Origin of the sequence: Streptomyces sp. CG 926 (genome assembly GCF_003148825.1) — a bacterium.
In the GTDB taxonomy this organism is placed as follows: Bacteria; Actinomycetota; Actinomycetes; order Streptomycetales; family Streptomycetaceae; genus Streptomyces.
Genome location: NZ_QGGZ01000001.1, coordinates 224,963 through 241,325, shown reverse-complemented (window position 1 = coordinate 241,325; position 16,363 = coordinate 224,963). Strand labels below are relative to the sequence as shown.

Here is a 16,363-nt window from a genome sequence, read left to right as displayed (position 1 = left end):
GGCCTTGTTTCACTCAGATGAGACAAGGCCCTTCGTCTTTTCCGAGCTCGCTCGTCGGTTTTGCAAGAGAAGCCGATCGGTGGCTGCCTCGATGAAACCTCGCTGATGAGCAGCTCGCCTCGGGGGACAGTTCCGGCCTCGATGCGCCGGCTCGCACCTAGAACGGGTCCATCTCGCTGCCCTCAGTGGGGCCGCGCCAGACATCTTGGATCGTCCTGAACGAGGCCAGCAGCCCAGCGTCCCGCACCACGGGCCGCAGAACGTCGACATCGCTCGCGCGCATCCTGAGCACGTCCGTCGGCCGTAGAGTCAGGAGGAGTGGCTCCGCATGCGTGTCCAGCCACTCCCGCTCTCCTAGTTCGTGGGCCAGCCGCAGCAGCCCGATGACCATTCCGGGCTCGCGATCGTCCGCGGGCATCGCATCGAGGAGTGCGTGCCCCCGCTCCAGAGCCGAGCTTCGCGGGCCCCGGTCTCGCTCCGCCCAGACCTGGGTGCTCCCCGCCTCCCGCAGTATCTGTAGCAGCCGTTCCCGAGGTTCGTGGAACAGCGCCGCGTACCGGCGAAGGTGTCCGACCAATGCCTTGAACTCTGCATTCCCCTCCTTCGGGTCCACCCGAGCCAACCCGCTGATCACGTACTCCTCCACCACGGGCCACAGCCCACCCCACAGCGCGCCATCGCCCGCGGCACCTGGCCGGATCACCTCGACGAGAAGGGATCGCACGAGCTCTTCCGGCAGTTCGGCGGCGTCATGGACGAGGTGGCGAACGAGGAAATCCGTGACGGGTGGGCGCTCAGGCTCGGGCAGATGTCGCAGCACGTCCAAGACATCGGCGTAGTGGGCGGCAAGTGGCCGGCCCATGTCCCGGCACAGCAGACCCATGAGGGCGTGCGCCCCCGACACGGCTCGCTGCTCCTCGTCGACGCGGTATGTGCGCAGGGTGTTGGGCAAATTTCGCAACAGCGGTGCCAGCGCGTGCAGTACGTGCTGCACGTCCGTGTCGCACATGAAGGACAGCCGCTCGGTCAGATCGGCGGCATTCACGCCTCGCGTGTCGTAGTACGCGGTCGGCCCCAGCACAGTACCGGGCAGGATCCAGGACACGTCGTCCGAGAGTTCGGTGGTCCCCCGAAAGAACAGCTGCAGGTCGCTCGCGGGCTCGGGATTGCCGCCCGTGTGGACACCTACGCTCACCGTGGTGGCCTTCTCCACAGACACAAAGCGAGCGAAGGATTCCCAGGACGCCTCCCCGAACTGGGAACGCCAGAATTGTGCGTATCGCCACCACCGGTCGACCGGGTCCGCGACTTCCAGGAATTCCGAGACCCGGACGCCGTCCTCGACGACAAGGGCAAGCAGGAGGAGGTTCGCCTGGTAGACCGCATCTCGCTCAGTGCGCCGGCGGGCGGCCGGGTGGTATTCGGCATCGGACTGTCCGTCACCGGCCCGGTCGGCCGCGTGGAACAGGATCCGCAGAAGCGCCGGCAAACCGGGGTGACGGAGCGGTCCTGCGGGTCCGGCCAGTTCCCTGAGGGTGTCGAGGACGTGGGCACGGTCGCTGAGGGGGACGAACGACAGCAACGATCGGAACTTGGCGTCGTCGCAGCCTGCCGCCGCCCCCTCCGGTCCGGTGAGCATCCGCCGCAGCTCGTCACACACCGACCGGGCGACCAGGTATTCACCGAACGTCGCATGCAGGAACTCGTACGAGCGCAGGCGTTCCTCCGCGACCACCGCGTGTGCTTCGTGGACGAAGAAGAACCGGCCGAACAGCAGCGCGGAGCCGGTCTCGCCGAGAAGGCCGTCGAGATCGAGATCCGCTTCGTCCGACGTAATGCTTTGTCTGCGGCGGTTGAACATTCCGATGGCGATCGCGCCCAGTCGCCCGAGCTCCCTTTCGACGGCTTCGGCTTCGGCGGAAGGGGACAGCGGGGCGCTGTGTTTGACGACTTGGCGCCGGACGAACTCCACCAGAAGCCGCTCGTAGAGATCGGCGCGGCGGATGTCCCGGTCGCCCAGGCGCCGTAGTGGGTTTCCGGTCGCTTCGTACAGCGCGAGCATGAGCAGGAGCAGCGAATGGCGCGCCAGATCCCGGTACGGGCGCACCAGGTCCCATGTCAGTGGTTCGATGTCATGTGAGTTGAAGTAACGTCGGTTCGTTGCCTGCCAGACTTCCAGCCAACAGACGATGCGCGCGTCGTCGAAGGGCTCGAGCCGTAGGACGGTGGCGGCCGTAGGCGTCAGTACCTGGTCGGCAACGACGGTTCGGCTCGTCACGACGAAGACGACTGGTCGGCCCAGCTCGTATTCGCGCTGTTGGAGTTCCTCGATACTTCCCAGATACCGCAACTGTCTGCCCATGTCGAGCCTGCCCGCGCCCGCTTGGATCAGCTCGTCCAACCCGTCCAGCAGCACCACACGGACGGTCTCGCCGGAGGGCAGGGCGTCCGGCCAAGGAGCCCGATGACCGGTCGACTTGAACAGGGCCCACTCGAGTTGTTCCTGAAGGTCGAGTTCGGCGGGAACGTGCCGGAGCTCGACGTGTAGGCAGGAGAACTCCGATTGCGGTAATCGGGCCGCTATGAGCTTCATGAGCAGCGACTTTCCCGAGCCCGGGTGGCCGAGTACCAGCAGGGGCGCTTGGGTGGCCTGGTGGGTGAGAAGGTGCGCGGCGATGAATCCCGCGATGTCCTCCTGGAGGGGCCGGGCATCCCACCAGGTGTCGGCGGACAGCCGCCAGTCGGCCGGGCGTCCGGCTGTACGGAAGGCCGGGTTCACGTAGCCGGAGGCCAGGGAGGGAATGGATGGCCCCGACCCGTCGGCGGCCGCGATCGGTGTCCGCAGCAGCCCACGTTGCCGCGCCGTGGCCGAGTCGCCGTGCGCGAACTCACCAAGGAGAAAAGCAAGTTCGATGAGACCGACCCGATCTGCGGTGGCCTGCTGCTCCTGCTCATCGGGATCGTACGTCTCGGAGGTGAGGCGAAGCTCCGGACAGCCCCAGGTGACCTCGGCGTGCAGGGCCTCGTACCGGCGCAGGGCCAGGTGCGCGAGTTCCTCCTGCGACGCCCCGCTGAAGCCCCCGAAGGCCATCAGGTCGGCGGAAGCTGCGTAGGCGGTCGCGATCTCGGCACGGAGTTCGGACGGGGGTCGGGCGCGGGTGGATCCGAGCACCACCCGACCGAGCTCTTCGAGCACCTGTGACTGGAGGTCATCCTGCCTTGTCGCCTCAGCGTCGCGTACGGCCCCCAGCCGGCCGACGGCGTCACAGAAGGCGCCCACGAGGAGGACGACGTCCGCCGCGCACAACAGTGCAGTCCTCGCGATGCCGCTGCTCGCGCGGACCCGCGCTCCGAAGCCCGCGAAGAGTTGGCTCAGTTCGGCGGGTGCAGCGCCGATCAGGCTGAGCGGTCCTAGAATCTTGGTGTCCTTGCCGTCGAAACCGCCCCGGCGACCAACCAGGACCTCGACGGCGGATTCGAAGTCGAACGGGACATCCTCAGGCAGCGCGATGGGCAGCCGCTCCTGTGCATGCCTCGGCCGTCGCTGTCGCTCGCCCTCCGCCGTGTTCTGCAGTTCAGCCAGGCGTGAACGCCACCATGCCGGATCCAGGAAGAGGCCCGGCGGGGTGTGACTGCCGGCGCGGCCACGGCAGTGGTTCACGATGGGTAAAATTTCGTCCAGTTGCGGGGCTCTCGTGCGCTGGCCGTTCAGGAGCATGGAGACGGCCGATTCGCTCCGATTCAGCACCCGGGCGAGCTCTGCCTGCGACACACCACAGCCGCGCACGGTGCGGCGGAGAGTGGCGCAGAAGTCCGCCACGGCGCCCGTCGCATCCCCCATCCGGCACCCCCGATTCCGCCAGCTTCAGGCAAACCGTTGCCAGCGTATGTCGTGACCTGCGCCGATTCCACCGCCTTCGGCTTTCTTCAGCGATCAGCTCTACGGGACCGTGGTGATCGCACTCTTGGTCTGCGGCCGCACCCGGTGGCCGTCCGAGGGGAAGGAATCTGGGTGCTCTGGCTGACCTCACACGCGATGCTGCTACTGGCCCTGATGTTCACGGCACTGTTCACCGGCGTGATTCTTCCGGCTGTGTGGTCCTCGCGCCCGGCTCGCCGGCGAGCTGCCGCAGCCGTACTGAACGAGATCCTGATAACGATGCGGCGGCGCCGTTGAGGCCACGGCCCTGACTGGTGGGCGTGGCCTCGCCACCTCAAGGCGCGGCCACGCAGCCGCCTGACGCGTACGCACCAGGCCGATGCGAGGCGTCAGCCGTCCAGGCATTGTCGACGAGGTGAGCTGACGCGCGTGCCACCCTGGTTCCGAGGCGCTGACGGGTGAAAGCGCACGTCGGGACAGGGGGAAGAACGTGGCGGACCAGGAAGCGTCGGAGGCTCGGCTCGGCGGGTATGTCGACATACTGCGCCAGGCGTGTGCCACGGGGCGCCGCCTCACCCGTACCGAGCTCGAGTCCCGCCGTGCCGAAGGGCAGCTGGCGGCGGAGGCGGGCCTGCCGTTGCGCGGGCTGATACGGGACCACCTGGCCGCCGCCCAGAGCGTCCCGACGCGATCGCAGACGCCGTTGCTGGCCGCGGTGGAGCAGGCGGTGGACGCGTTCGTCGAGGGGTACGAACGGTCCCAGCGTCAGGCGGTCCGCCAGGAAGAGGCGGCCCGCCGCGAGTTCATCGACGACCTGCTGTACGGGCGCAGCGGGCTGGGCCTGTTGGCGGAGCGGGCCGAACGGTTCGGGCTGCGCCTGTCGCAGGCCCACGCGGTGGCCGTGGCCGCCGGTCCCGAGTCGTACGGTGACGGCTACCCCGTGGCGCGCCGCATCGAGGAAGCGGTCCTCGGCCGATTCGGAAACCGGCACATCCTGTTGGCCACCAAGGACGGCAGCCTCATCTGCGTGGCGCCCGGCGACCAGCCCGAGGTCCTGGCCTACTTCGCCAAGCAGGCGCACGCGGCCACCGACGGCGGGCGGGTCGCCATCGGCCGCTCCCACCCGGGCCCCGGCGGGGTGGTCCACTCGTACGAGGAGGCCCTCAACGCCCTCGACCTCGGTGAGCGGATGGGGCTGGAGGGGCCGGTGCTGCACGCCTCCGATCTCCTGGTCTACCCGGTCCTCAGCCGCGACCGGCAAGCCATGGCCGACCTCGTGGAGAGCGTCCTGGGCCCGCTCCGGCAGGCACGCGGCGGCCACCAGCCCCTCCTGGACACCCTCACCGCCTACTTCGACAGCGGCTGCGTGGCCACGGAGACCGCCCGCCGGCTCTCGCTCAGCGTGCGCGCCCTGACGTACCGGCTCGGACGCGTCCACACCCTCACCGGCGCGGACCCGGCGGACCCGGCGGACCGCTACACCCTCCAGACCGCGGTGATCGGCTCACGGCTGCTGGGCTGGCCCGACGCCACGGCCTGACCCGGCGTCGGCGTGTAACGGGTACCCCCGATGTTCGATGCCCCGGCGACACCGATCCCGATCGCTGGGGCACACTGCCGAACCGCGGCGTCAAAGAGGCGTAAAGATTGCCGAAGGCAGGCAATGTGCGACACCGCCCTGCTCCGGCACGATGCTCTTGTCCGGCGGTGATACCGGCTGAGCGGGGGAGGTGCTCATGGACTTGTTTCTGGGTCTCGGCATCGGGGGAATCGTCCTGCTGGCCGCCTCGCTGGTGTTCGACGGGGTCCTCGAAGGTGTCTTCGACGGGGCCCTGGGCGGACTGTTCGACGGGTGGCTGTCGCTCCCGGTGATCGCGGGCTTCGTCTCGATGCTCGGTTTCACGGGGGCGATCGTGCTCGGGACCACGGGTCTCGGGCCGGGAGCGGCAGCCGCCGCCGGGGCCGCGGCCGGTGCGGGGGCCGGCTGGTCGACGTACCGGCTGAGCCTGGCCCTCGCCCGGGACGGCAGCGGGGCAGCCCCGCGCCACGGCGAGCTCGTGGGGTCGGCCGGGACCGTGGTCACCGCCATCCCCGCGGGCGGTTACGGCGAGGTCCTGCTGCGGCTGGGCGGTCAGCCGGTCAAGTACGCCGCGACCGCCGACGGTCCGGTCGCCCTCGGCGCCGAGGTGTGGGTGACGGCGACGCCGTCATCGACGTCGGTCGGCGTGCGCGCCGTCGAACGCTGACCCGAGCGTCGGACCGAGCGTCGGGCGGAAGGCCGGACCGAACGCCGCACTGAACGCCCCGCCCGAGCATCGGTCCCGAGCGCCTCATCTTCATGTCCACCACCGATCTGCCCTCGTGAGCGCGGGCAGGGGGGATCCACCATGAGTTCAGTCGTCGTTCCGGTCGTGGGAGTGGTCGTACTCCTCGTGCTGCTCGCACTGGTCGTCGTCACCCGCTACAAGGTCGCCGGGCCCAGTGAGGCCTTCCTCATCACCGGCCGGCGAGGCAAGAAGTCCACCGATCCGGCCACCGGACAGATCTTCACCGACACCAGCGGCCAGAAGGTCGTGGTCGGCGGCGGCGTGTTCGTCGTGCCCTTCCTCCAGCAGCGATACACCCTCGACCTGTCCAGCCGGCACATCCCGATAGCCGTGCGCGGTGCGGTCACGCTGCGCGGCATCAAGGCGAACCTCGAAGGCGTGGCGATCGTCAAGGTCGGCGGCAACGAGGACGCCATCCGCGCCGCCGCCCAGCGTTTCCTCCAGCAGCAGGACGGCATCGTCGGCTTCACCCAGGAAGTGCTCTCCGGTGCGCTGCGGGCCATCGTCGGCCGGATGTCGGTCGAGGACATCATCCGCGACCGGGCCGCCTTCGCCGGGCAGGTGGCGGAGGAGGCCGAGGCCAGTCTCTCCGGGCAGGGCCTGGTCCTGGACGCCTTCCAGATCCAGGACATCACCACCGAGGGCTCCTACCTGGAGGACCTCGGCCGGCCCGAGGCCGCCCGGGCCAAGCAGGAGGCCGACATCGCGGAGGCCAACGCCCGCCGGGCAGCCGAACAGGCCCGGCTGAAGGCCGAGGAGGAGATAGCGGTCGCGCAGCGCACCCTGTACCTCCGCCAGGCCGAGATCAAGGCCGAGACCGACGCCGCCGCCGCCCAGGCGAACGCCGCCGGCCCGCTGGCCGACGCCGACCGGCAGCAGCAGATCCTGGCCGAACAGGAAAAGGTGGCCGAACGGCAGGCCGCGCTGACCGACCGACAGCTCGACACCGAGGTCCGCAAGCCGGCCGACGCCCGCCGATACCAGGCGGAGCAGGAGGCCGAGGCGCTGCGGGTGGCCCGCGTGAAGCAGGCCGAGGCCGAGCGCCTCGCCGCCATCGCCGCGGCCCAGGCGGAGGCCGAGCGGGCCCGTCTGACGGGTGAGGGCGAGAAGCAGCGCCGCTCCGCGCTGGCCGAGGCCGAGGCCATCGAGGGCGCCAAGCGCGGTGAGGCCGAACGCGCCCGCCGTGCGGCCATCGCCGACGCGGTGCGCCTGGAGGGCGACGCGGAAGCGGCGGCGATCGCCGCCAAGGGCGCGGCCGAGGCCGAGGCGATGCAGAAGAAGGCCGACGCCTTCGAGAGCTACGGCGACGCGGCGATGGTCCAGATGCTCGTCGAGGTGCTCCCGCAGGTCGTCGCCAAGGCCGCCGAACCGCTGTCCGCCATCGACAAGATGACCGTCATCTCCACCGACGGCGCGAACCGGCTGTCCCGCACGGTCGCCGAGAACGTCGCCCAAGGTATGGAACTGCTCGGCTCCACCACGGGCGTCGACCTGGCCCAGCTCCTCAAGGGCCTCACGGCGAGCAGGTCGGCGACGGTTCCCGAGCCCGTCCCGGTCGACGGCAAGATCGCGATCAGCGACTGACGTCGGCCGTCGTCCGCACCGGGCACGTCGTCCGGCTCCCGCGGCTCCGCGGCTCCGCGGCTCCGGGGCCCCCGAGGGTTCGGGGCTCCGGGGCCCCCGAGGGTTCGCGGTCAGCCGGCGGCGGCGAGTTCGCCGCTCAGGGTCCGGTGCAGGTGGGCGCTGGGCTCGTTCAGCCCGGTGATCCGGACGCTCTTGCCGCGCTGTGCGTACCGGTGCTCGATCGCGTCCAGCGCGGCGACCGAGGAGGCGTCCCAGATGTGCGTGGCGGACAGGTCGATGACGACCTCGGCGGGGTCGCCGGCGTAGTCGAAGCGGCCCACGAGCTCGTTGGAGGAGGCGAAGAACAGCTCTCCGGTGACGGTGTAGACGACCCGGCCGCCGTCCGGGTCGGTGACCGCCGTGACATCGGCGAGCGTGGCGACCCGCTTGGCGAAGACGACCACCGCCGTGACGGATCCCGCCACGACGCCCACGGCGAGGTTGTGGGTCGCGACCACACAGACCACGGTCAGCACCATGACGGTGATCTCGCCCGCCGGCATCCGCTTGAGCGTCGCGGGCGCGACGGAATGCCAGTCGAAGGTCGCGAAGCAGACCATGACCATGACGGCGACCAGGGCGGCCATCGGGATGTCGGAGACGACCGGGCCGAAGACGATGCACAACACCATCAGGAACACGCCCGCGAGGAAGGTGGACAGCCGGGTCCGGGCGCCGGAGACCTTCACGTTGATCATGGTCTGGCCGATCATCGCGCAGCCGCCCATACCGCCGAGGAAGCCGGTCACGATGTTCGCGACGCCCTGCCCGATGGACTCCCGGGTCTTGGAGGAGCGGGTGTCGGTGATCTCGTCGACCAGCTTCGCCGTCATCAAGGACTCCATCAGCCCGACGAGCGCCATGGCGAAGGCGTACGGGGCGACCGTGGTCAACGTGTCGAGCGTGAACGGTACGTCGGGCAGCCCGGGCCTCGGGAGCGAGGAGGGCAGCGCGCCCTTGTCCCCGACGGTCGGTACCGCGATGCCCGCGGCGACGGTGATCACCGTGAGGATGACGATCGCCACCAGCGGAGCCGGCACGGCGGTGGTGATCCTCGGGAACAGCACCATGAGCGCCAGTCCGGCCGCCAGCAGCGGGTAGACGGCCCACGGTACGTTCCGCAGCTCGGGCACCTGGGCCATGAAGACCAGGATGGCGAGCGAGTTGACGAAGCCGACCATCACCGAGCGCGGGATGAACCGCATCAGCTTGCCCACCCCCAGCGCGCCGAGCGCGATCTGGAACACCCCGGCCAGGATGACCGCCGCGACCAGGTACCCGAACCCGTGCTCCCGGTTCAGCGGCGCGATGACCAGGGCCACCGCACCCGTGGCGGCGGAGATCATCGCGGGCCGTCCGCCGACGACGGAGATGGTGACGGCCATGGTGAACGAGGCGAACAGGCCGATCGCCGGATCCACCCCGGCGATGATCGAGAACGAGATCGCCTCCGGGATCAGCGCCAGTGCGACCACCAGCCCGCCCAACACCTCGGTGCGCAGCACCTTCGGCGAAAGCCAGGACGGGCGGAAGCCGCGCAGTCGCGCGGATATGGACACAGCTGAGTGGGACAAGGGGAGCAGACCTGTCAGGTGGGGCGTACGAGGGAGGGAACGACCCAAGGTACAGCGCGGTCCCGGGTCGCCCGCCCCGCGCCTGTTTCGCGCCCGTCCCGTGCCCGTGGGACGTCGACGCCCGGCCCCGCGGTCGGTGCGGAATCCTCCGCTCAGGTCACGCCGACCACGACAGGTACGCGGGCGGACCGTTCTGCGCACCCACGCTCAATCAAACGTGCCCACTCCGTTAACATGTTCGACCTGACAATATTCACGTTGGACCACGATAAGCGGCCGGAAATTGACATCAACGATATCGCGGGTTCTCTCTCGAACAGGCGACGGCACCAGCCCCGCCGGGCGGCCTCGACCGCGGGCCCTGCTGTGGGCCGTGGTGAGCGTGATCGCCCTCGGATTCCTCGTCGCACTGGAGCTGGCCGCGCGCTGGTACGACGTACCGGGCCCGATCACCGCCCAGGCCCGCGAGGTGATCTTCGCCCCTAAGTCGGGGACCGTCCTGTACGCCAGCATGGCGTTGATGATGGTGGTGCTCACCTGGCGGCAGCGGTTCATCGGGCTCGCCGCCGCGATCGGCATCGACCTCGTCCTCTGGCTCGTACGGTGGGCGGTCGGCGCCCAGATGATGTTCGGCACCGGCGCCCTGTGGGTGACCCTGGCCTGGGCCGTCATCGCCGTCACGCGCCGCACCGGCCGCGAGCGCCTCCTGCTGCTCAAAGGTGTGGGGCTGGCCCTGCTGCTGGTGACCGGCCGCAAGACCGGCTACACCTGGCTGTTCATCACCTCCAAGACCCGCCCGACGGTGCTCGACCAGTACGTGGCGACCGCCGATCACGCCCTGGGCAACCCGTCATGGGTCGCGGGCCGGATCGTCGAGGCCACCGGCACGGTCGGTTTCCGCGTCCTCGAGTTCGTCTACATCCAGCTCGCGGTGGCCGCGGTCGCCGTCGCGCTGTACCAGCTGCGCCACGTGGCGACCCTGCGCCGCTTCCCGAGCCACCATCTGGTGCGCACCTTCCTGGTCATCGGCCTGCTCGGACCGGGCATCTACATGATCTTCCCGGTGGTCGGGCCGATCTTCGCCTACGGCGCCGACGGCGGACAGTGGGCGATGGCCGACCTCTGGCCGAACACACCGCCACCGCTCGGGGCCCCCGGCCCGATGCCCTTCGACGAGTTCACCCCGCGCAACTGCATGCCCAGCCTGCACACCGCCTGGGCCACCGCGATCTTCATCCACTCCCGCAAGGCCCCGCGGGCGCTGCGCTACGCCGGCACCTTCTGGCTGATCGCCACCCTCGGCGCCACGCTGGGCTTCGGCTACCACTACGGCGCGGACATCATCGCCGGCGTGGTGTTCACGGTCACGATCGAGACGGCGCTGCGCGCGCTCGCCCGCGGCTGGGACCGGCCCGGCGCCCTGCTGACCGGCTACGGCTTCGCGGTGTTCGTCGCGTACCTGGTCTCCTACCGCTATCTGTCGACGCAGCTGGCCGCCTACCCGTGGGTGTTCGGGCCGCTGCTCCTCCTGGCGATGGGCTCGGTGATCTACGGCTACGTACGGACCACCAGGCAGTGGGAACGGCAGGACGCGGCCGCGGCGGGAACGCGGGTGCCACAACCACGACGCGAACCGCAGCCCGAACTGGTCTGAGCGCGCGCGGGGCCGACACCGCCCGACCCCGACCCCGATCGTGCCGCGGTCCCGCCGTCCCGCCGTCCCGCCGGGCGAAATCCGGTGGGGCCGATGATCTCCGCCGGATAGGGTCGGCCCGTCGTGAGGGACCGGGGGACGGGCGGGTCGGGCATGGAACGGGCGAAGGCCTCGGGGGAACTCGTGGGGGAGCGGGTCCGACTGGAGCCGCTGGAGCCGCGGCACCACGACGCGCTGTGCGAGGCGGTCCGCGACGGCAGCCTGTGGGAGCTCGCGGTCACGCTCGTCCCGCACCCGGACGACGTCCGCGGTTTCATCGAGGACGCCATGGCGGCCCGCGCCGAGGGCACGCAGATCCCCTACGCGACCGTGGACAAGGCGACGGGCCGGGTCGTCGGCTCGACCCGGCTGATGATGATCAACACCGCGCAACGGCGGCTGGAGATCGGCTGGACCTTCCTCGCGCGGTCCCGGCAGCGGACCGGCGTCAACACCGAGGCGAAGCTGCTGATGCTGACGCACGCCTTCGAGACGATGGCCATGAACCGCGTCGAGCTGCTCACCGACGTACGGAACACGACGTCACGGGCGGCGATCGCCGGGCTGGGCGCGACCCACGAGGGCGTGCTGCGCCACCACATGGTCATGCGGGACGGCTGGATCCGCGATACGGCGGTCTACAGCATCACCCGGCCGGAATGGCCGGCGGTGAAGCTCGCGCTTCAGGCACGCCGGGCGGCCCGTCCCGACGCGCGCGCCGGGGAGTGAGGGCCGGGGAGTGAGGGCCGCGCCACGGGGGTGGACGGGCCGGGCGGACGGGCCCGCCCGCCGCCCCGGGGCGTTCCCGGTACGGGTCCGGCACGATCGCGGCACGCGGACGGGGCCGACGGCAGCGCCGTCGGCCCCGTCGCTCGGCGGGAGGGATCAGCAGGTGCCGGCCGGCCGCTCCCGGACCACCAGGTCGGTGGAGCCGGTGGTCGCGTCCAGCCAGGTGACCTGGCGGCCCGCGCCGGCCGCCGGGTAGCTCTGCTCACCACGGTTGCAGGAGACCCGTTCGCGGCGGGAGCCGTCGGTGGTCAGCTGCCACAGCTTGGGCAGCGACTCGTTGCGGTAGCGCGTGTCGGGCGTCTGGGCGACGAGGGTCAGCGCGTCCTGCGAGACCGTCAGGTCGGAGGCCACGAAGGCGCCTGGCTTGTGCTCGCTGCTGACGATGAAGGCGCCGCGGCCGTCCAGGCCGGAGCTGATGACCGACGTCAGACCTTCGTCGCTCTCGTCGGTGTCGGCCAGCCAGAAGACGTTCTTGCCGTTGATACCGGTCTGGCCGAGGCTCACCGGCTCGTCGAGCTGCTCCGTCATGACCGCCTTGCCGGTGGCGAGGTCGACGACCTCCACGCCCAGCCGGTAGGAACCGGCCTCCGGGTAGAGCTTCGCGTAGGCGATCTTGTTGTCGCTGATGGAGGGGAGAGCGGTCAGGGTGTTCCACTTCTTCCCGTCGGTGAAGACCGGGGCCTTGTCGGTGGGGCGCAGGTAGCCGACGTGCCGGCCACCGATGATGTCGTACTCCTCGAACACGACCGTGTTCTTCTCCACGCGCAGGCCCGCGACGCCGGTCACGGAGCTGTACAGGGTCTTGATCGGGCCTCCCGCCACGGGGCGGGAGAGGACATCGACCGAGGTCGGGCCGTACGCCGTCCACACCACGGTCTTGCCGTCCGTCGCCGGGGCCGTGTGGTAGCGGCCGTCGTTGGGGCTGATCACCTTCGGGGCGCCCTTGCCGTCCAGGCGGCCGGCGTACACCGAGTAGGGCTCGGAGCCGTCGTCGTTGGACTTGGAGGCCGTCCACCAGCCGCCGCCCGCACCCACTCCGGAGTCGGTGGTGTTCAGCTTGCCGAAGAGGGTGTCGGTGTCGACCCCGAGGGCCTGCTCCCAACCAGGCACGATGCCATGGGCGTTGAACGACCGCTTGACCACGTTCTGCTGGCCGGCGGTCGCGCCCAGTGCCTTGGCCGCCGCGAGCACCGCGCCCCGGGCCTCGGTGAATCCGTCGATCGGCGTCATGTACTCGGTGACGGCCTTGTACACGATCTTGTCCGCCAGGGCGCCGCCCAGATCCTCGCGCATGTCCCACAGCGCGCCGGAGAAGATCGTCGAGTTCAGGTGCACGCCGCCGTTGTCGGTGGCGAACGACACGCCCAGGAAGCTCTTCGAGGTGGTGGCCCCGTCGTTGAGGTCACGTAGGGCGCAGTCGGCGGCCGTCTTCGTGCGGCACAGGTCCTCGCCGATCAGGCCGGCGGTCGGATCGCCCATCGGCGTCCCGCTCGCGGTGACGTCGATCGCGTTGCCGAAGTAGTCCGCCAGGGCCTCGTTCAGGGCGCCGGACTGGCCCGCGTAGACCAGGTTCGCCGTGTGCTCGATGACGCCGTGGGTCATCTCGTGGCCGACGACGTCCGTGTCGGCCGACATCGGCTTGAACTCCTTGTCCCCGATGCCGTAGACCATCTTGGTGCCGTCCCAGAACGCGTTGGCGTAGGGCTGGCCGTAGTACGTCACACCGACCAGGGAGTTGACGGCCCCGCCGTTCCCGTCGAGGCTGTCGCGCCCGAGGTTCTTCTTGTAGAAGTCGTAGACCTGGCCCGCGTTCCAGTGGGCGTCCACGGCTCCCGACTCCGTCGCCGCGGCGCCGAAGGAGGTGTTCGGGGAGGAGAACATCGTGATGCCGGAGGGCCACCTGCCGGAGGTCTCCGACACCGACTTGCCACGGGCGTCCCACGTGGACAGCAGGCTCTTGCTCGTGGCGCGCATACGGCCCGCGTCCGCGAGGAGGTAGCTGCCGGCCGCCGGGTCGTAGGCGATGTCCAGCGAGGCCGCGGCGCCGCTGAGCCGGGCACCGGACCCGGTTTCCGGGACCAGATTCGCGGGAGCGGCCGGCGGGCCGTCCGCCGTCGGGCTTTCGGCGACCTCACCGGCCGCCGTGACCGCGGGGGCAGCCATCGTCTTCAGTGCGCTGTACTGGAGCGCCGGGTAGCCCGAGCGGGCATCCACATACACCTCGTCCACGACCGGTGCCCCGGTGCCGGGCGCCGTACCGCGCACGGTGACGCGGTAGGCGAGGACACCGGCTCCCTTGGGCAGGACGACGAGCCCCTTGGCCTCACCGGTCATGCCGGTGGCCGCCGGATCACCGGACTCGGACCGCGGTGCCTGGCCCTTGTCGAGAGCCGCTCCCAGCCGGCGGGCCGTTGCGGCCACCGCGCGGCGGACCGCGACGTCCTCGGTGACCTGGGGGGTGACGTCGGTGCTGAGTGCGGTGAAGTAGTGCCCCGACGTGCCGGTGACCACGCGCTTGCCGTCCTGCTTCTGCATGCGCACGACGTACTGCCCGCCCAGGACGGGGACGCCGCGGTGCTTCTGCTGCAGCCTGACCGTCTCGTCCTTCGACCCGGTGGCCGTCGCCGCCAGAGGGACGAGGTCGCTGCCCGCCCGCGGGATCTTGTAGCGGCTCTTGTTCGCGGCGAGGTGCTGCCGTGCCGCGTCGGCCGGAGCGGCCTTGGCGTCCACGGGCTCCCGTAGGCCCTCGACGAGCACCGGGGTCGCGGTGTCCTGGCCGGGTAAGGCGTTCGAGGGGCCGGGGTCCGCGGCCCACGCCGGCGACGCCTGCAAGGTCATTGCGGCCGCCAGCAGAACCGCGATCGCTCCGGCGGATCGGAGGTCTTTCCGCCATATCTTTCGTGCGGCAGGGGTGGATGCCGTCGAACGTGCGCTGAGCTCGGGCAAGGGGTCTCCTCAACCATGAGTGCCTGATGCGTTGCCGTGAGTTGCCGCCATGCAAGCCGCGCGGACGGCTCCCGACCAGAGCCGGAACCCCCTCAGAAGTGGCCATGCACACTTGTGGGGGCTCTGTGAAGGCGGTCAAAATCCCCGGCATGATCGAAACCGACCCGCACGACAGGACTCCGGCCCGTACGCACGAAGACAGCCGGCCGGTGCCGCCCACGACCGCCGATCCGGCCTCCGTGCTGCGCGTACTCATCCAGCGCAGGCAAGCCCTCCTGCACCAGGAGTCGGCCGACCTCAATTCCCTGCGCTCCTACGCCGACCGGCTGGCCCACCGGCTTCCGCCGCAGCCCGCGCCACCCCCGGACGCCGCGGCCGGCATCGAGATCCTCACCGGCACCGAAGCGGCCCGGGCCCGCCTCGACAGCCTGCTCGACGCCGCGCAGACGGAGGTGTTGATCCTCGACCGCACGGAAGGAGCACCGGCGGCTCCCGGCCGGGAGGAGGCCGGGGAGGCCCGGGAGGTAGGGGCCGCCGGGGCGGTCGGCCGGGACCGCATACGTCGTCTGCTGGCGCACGGCGTCGTCGTACGCACCGTCACCGACCGGCGGGGCACGGACTTCCCGGACCGGGCGAAGGAACTGATCGCCCTCACCGGACTCGGCCTCCAGGCCCGGATCGGCCGGCGCCTGCCGACGAGCCTGGTCCTCGTGGACCGGCGTACGTGCCTACTGCCCCCGCAGCCGGGCAGCGACGACGGCGTAGACGGGGTGGACGGAGTCGGTGGAGCCGACGGGGCGGCGCTGGTGTTCGGCGACTCCCTGGTGCACCGGGCCGCGCTGCCTTTGTTCGAGTCCCTGTGGGCGCGCGCCACCCCCGTGGGTAGCCCTGGTAGCCCGCTCGTCGCGGACCAGCGGGAACTGCTCGGGCTGCTCGCCTCCGGTCTGAAGGACGAGACCATCGCCCGCCGGCTCGGTGTACACGTGCACACCGCCCGCCGACGGATCACCCGCATGCTGGAGGAACTCGGCGCCGACACCCGATTCCAGGCCGGCGTCCAGGCCGCCATCCGTGGCTGGCTGCAGCCGCACCCCGACCCGGACGGCGAGGAGAGGGAGCCGGGAGGTCACTTCACGGGGTTCGATGCCTCCGGTCCGGCCGAGGGGCCGGCCACGGGTCGGGCAGCGGGTCGGTCAGCGGGTCGGGCCGCACCCCACGATCTCCTGCTGCGCCCGCTCCACCCCGAGCCGGGCCCGTTCCGTGAGCTGTGCGGGGGCGAGACGGTGGACCCGGCACGGCGCAGCTGAGCGGAGCTCACCCACCGGGGCCGCCGCGGGAGTGGGTCAGGCCGTCGCGGTCCGGCTGCCGTCGGTGTTCCGCCGTCGACGCCGGGTCGGAGCGCCCACACCGGCCGGTGTGGCGAGCATGGCGGCGATTGCGCCTCGGACCGCCCTGGGCAGGCCGGTGGCGACGGGCTCGCCCGCGAGGACGATGCGCGCGTGCGGGTCTCGAGGCCGTGGGGCGGGGAGTG

Annotated in this window: 9 protein-coding genes; 6 read left to right on the top strand and 3 right to left on the bottom strand. The window is 70.7% G+C overall.

Annotated features, from left to right (window positions below; translation table 11 throughout):
- Positions 1–157: 157 nt before the first annotated feature.
- Positions 158–3,841 carry an NACHT domain-containing protein gene (locus BCL76_RS00885; protein WP_109777321.1) on the bottom strand — a complete coding sequence of 1,228 codons (3,684 nt, stop codon included), beginning with the start codon at positions 3,839–3,841 and terminating at the stop codon, positions 158–160.
- Between the two features lie 529 nt (positions 3,842–4,370).
- On the opposite strand from BCL76_RS00885, the gene BCL76_RS00880 reads away from it, so the two are divergent.
- The 3 genes from BCL76_RS00880 to BCL76_RS00870 all read left to right on the top strand — a co-directional run bounded on the left by BCL76_RS00880 (position 4,371) and on the right by BCL76_RS00870 (position 7,791).
- Positions 4,371–5,420 carry a PucR family transcriptional regulator gene (locus BCL76_RS00880; RefSeq protein ID WP_109777320.1) on the top strand — a complete coding sequence of 350 codons (1,050 nt, stop codon included), beginning with the start codon at positions 4,371–4,373 and terminating at the stop codon, positions 5,418–5,420.
- Between the two features lie 196 nt (positions 5,421–5,616).
- Positions 5,617–6,126, top strand: a complete 510-nt coding sequence (locus BCL76_RS00875; protein ID WP_109777319.1) for a hypothetical protein — start codon at positions 5,617–5,619, stop codon at positions 6,124–6,126.
- A gap of 141 nt (positions 6,127–6,267) precedes the next feature.
- Positions 6,268–7,791, top strand: a complete 1,524-nt coding sequence (locus BCL76_RS00870; protein WP_109777318.1) for a flotillin family protein — start codon at positions 6,268–6,270, stop codon at positions 7,789–7,791.
- A 110-nt stretch (positions 7,792–7,901) separates the two neighbouring features.
- Here the strand turns inward: BCL76_RS00870 and BCL76_RS00865 are convergent, their stop codons facing one another.
- The gene (locus tag BCL76_RS00865) at positions 7,902–9,389 is read right to left on the bottom strand and encodes a SulP family inorganic anion transporter (protein ID WP_375137867.1); all 1,488 of its coding nucleotides are present in this window, start codon (positions 9,387–9,389) and stop codon (positions 7,902–7,904) included.
- A 376-nt stretch (positions 9,390–9,765) separates the two neighbouring features.
- Here BCL76_RS00865 and BCL76_RS00860 point away from each other — a divergent pair, with 376 nt between their 5' ends.
- Together BCL76_RS00860 and BCL76_RS00855 are read left to right on the top strand one after the other, a co-directional pair.
- The gene (locus BCL76_RS00860; protein WP_375137882.1) at positions 9,766–11,058 is read left to right on the top strand and encodes a DUF5933 domain-containing protein; all 1,293 of its coding nucleotides are present in this window, start codon (positions 9,766–9,768) and stop codon (positions 11,056–11,058) included.
- 153 nt (positions 11,059–11,211) lie between these two features.
- On the top strand, positions 11,212–11,826 hold the full coding sequence (locus BCL76_RS00855) for a GNAT family N-acetyltransferase (protein ID WP_109777316.1): 615 nt from the start codon (positions 11,212–11,214) through the stop codon (positions 11,824–11,826).
- Positions 11,827–11,982: 156 nt separating this feature from the next.
- Here the strand turns inward: BCL76_RS00855 and BCL76_RS00850 are convergent, their stop codons facing one another.
- On the bottom strand, positions 11,983–14,724 hold the full coding sequence (locus BCL76_RS00850) for a M4 family metallopeptidase (protein WP_109777315.1): 2,742 nt from the start codon (positions 14,722–14,724) through the stop codon (positions 11,983–11,985).
- Positions 14,725–14,981: 257 nt separating this feature from the next.
- Here BCL76_RS00850 and BCL76_RS00845 point away from each other — a divergent pair, with 257 nt between their 5' ends.
- Complete coding sequence (locus BCL76_RS00845; RefSeq protein ID WP_146228287.1) at positions 14,982–16,139, top strand: helix-turn-helix domain-containing protein; 1,158 nt, start codon at positions 14,982–14,984, stop codon at positions 16,137–16,139.
- The last annotated feature ends 224 nt before the right edge of the window (positions 16,140–16,363 follow it).

Coding starts and splice junctions, on each gene's coding strand:
- BCL76_RS00885 (WP_109777321.1), bottom strand. CDS start 3,841: ATGGGGGATGCGACGGGCGCCGTGGCGGACTTCTGCGCCACTCTCCGC.
- BCL76_RS00875 (WP_109777319.1), top strand. CDS start 5,617: ATGGACTTGTTTCTGGGTCTCGGCATCGGGGGAATCGTCCTGCTGGCC.
- BCL76_RS00870 (WP_109777318.1), top strand. CDS start 6,268: ATGAGTTCAGTCGTCGTTCCGGTCGTGGGAGTGGTCGTACTCCTCGTG.
- BCL76_RS00855 (WP_109777316.1), top strand. CDS start 11,212: ATGGAACGGGCGAAGGCCTCGGGGGAACTCGTGGGGGAGCGGGTCCGA.
- BCL76_RS00850 (WP_109777315.1), bottom strand. CDS start 14,724: ATGACCTTGCAGGCGTCGCCGGCGTGGGCCGCGGACCCCGGCCCCTCG.
- BCL76_RS00845 (WP_146228287.1), top strand. CDS start 14,982: ATGATCGAAACCGACCCGCACGACAGGACTCCGGCCCGTACGCACGAA.